Source organism: Cupriavidus sp. R6-3 (genome assembly GCF_059772245.1).
Genome location: NZ_JCBAJO010000418.1, coordinates 1 through 1,885 on the forward strand (window position 1 = coordinate 1; position 1,885 = coordinate 1,885).

Annotated in this window: 1 protein-coding gene; it reads left to right on the top strand. The window is 69.5% G+C overall.

Annotated elements, in window-relative coordinates; all coding sequences use genetic code 11:
• Nucleotides 1–13: 13 nt before the first annotated feature.
• A partial coding sequence (locus AC6EI8_RS26280) for a type VI secretion system Vgr family protein (protein WP_498383365.1) occupies nt 14–1,885 on the top strand: 1,872 nt, incomplete at its 3' end.

Here is a 1,885-nt window from a genome sequence, read left to right on the forward strand (position 1 = left end):
ACACCGAACCGCCATGGACCACACCACCCTGATTCAGCCCCTGTTTTCCCCGGCGCGGCGGCTGTTCCAGCTCGAAGGCGAGGGGGTCATCGGCGAACTGGCCGTCGAGGCCTGGCTCGGCCGCGAGGCGCTGTCTGAGCTGAGCGAATGGCGCATCGTCGCGGTCAGCGCCAACGCGCGATTGCCGCTCAAGTCCCTGCTCGGCGCGAAGGTGACGCTGGGGACCACGCTGGCCGACGGCGGCCGTATTCGCCGCAGCGGCCTGGTGCGCAAGGCCGAGAAGCTCGGCGCCGATGGCAGCCTGGCGCGCTATCGGCTGACCGTGGTGCCGTGGCTGTGGCTGGCCACGCAGCAGCGGCACAGCCAGGTATTTCAGAATCGTACGCTGGCCGATATCGCCGAACAGATCCTGTCGCCGTACGCACCCCATGCGGTGTGGCGCTACACCGCGGGCGCGCAGCAGCGCATCGATGCGCTGGGTCCGCGCGAACACGTCAGCCAATATCGCGAGACCGATTACGCCTTCCTGTCGCGGCTGCTGGCCGAGGCGGGGTTGGGTTTTGCCTTCGTCGAGGACGAGCACGCGCCGTCGGGCCATGCGTTATCCATCTTCGCCGACAGTCCGCAATTGCTGGAAGGTCAGGTTTCAAGCGTTCGCTATCACCGCGCGCACAGCCAGGTAGAAGCCGACGCCGTGCAGCAGCTGGCCTGCCATAGCCGCGTGACGGTGCCCGGTGTCGCGGTGGTCGCGTGGGACGGCAATGGCAAGCGCACGCTGCGCGGCCATGCTCCGGCCAAGCTCGGCGGCGGCGCGCAATGTCCCGAGCCCTATCTGTCGGTCAGCCAGTCGGTGGTCGGCGATGCGGCCGGCGCGCAGCGGCTGGCCGAGCAATTGATGGAGAGCATCGAGGCACGCGCGCAGCTGTTTGCCGGGCAGGGTACCGTGCGCACCTTCGTCAGCGGCACCCGTGTGGCGGTTGCCGATTGCCCGCATCTGCCCAGGCAGGAAGACGCCGAGGCCGCGTATCCCTTGCTGCTCGATATCGTCGAGCATTGCGGCCTGAACAATCTGGCAGCGGAGACGCGTGCGGCGCTGGGCCAGCGGCTCGGCCCGCTCGATGCGGCGCTGTGCTTCGATACGCCGCCCAGCGCGCCGGAGAATGGGCCGATGACGATGGGCTTCCTGGCGCAGGGTCATACGGTGGAACGCAGCGTGCCGACGGCCTCGCTGCGCCAGGCCGCCGAGCAATACGGCTACGCCAACCTGTTCCGCGCCTGCGACGCGCGGCGCCCGTGGCGCCCGCGCGTGGCCGATGCCGATGGTGCACGGTTGTTCTCCGCTCCTACGGCGCTCGGCGTGCAGACCGCCACCGTGGTCGGCCCGCAAGGCGAGACGCAGCCGAGCGGCGATGCCGAACACCATGTCAGCCCGCGCGGCGAGATCCGGGTCCGCTTCCCGTGGCAGAAAGGCGAGCGCGAGGACGACCGCAGCACGCGCTGGATCCGGGTGGCGCAGCGCCAGGCCGGCGCCGGCATGGGCTGGCAATGGCTGCCGCGCATCGGCCAGGAGGTGCTGGTCAAGTTCGCCGACGACGATATCGACCAGCCGATCGTGATCGGCGCGCTGTACAACGGGCAGGGCGAGGGCGGCATTGCGCCGACGCCGGGCGGCAAGCAGGCGGCTGCTACCGATGGCTCCGTCTATCAGCAAGGCAGCGACACCGCGCCCAGCGCACAGGCCAATGTGGCCGGCGGCCATGCACCGGCGTGGCACGGCATGAGCGCCGATAAGGAAGGTCACCGTAACGCCGCTGCCCTGAGCGGCTTCAAGAGCCGCGAACATGGCGGCGAAGGTGCCAACCAGCTGGTGTTCGACGACAGCGAC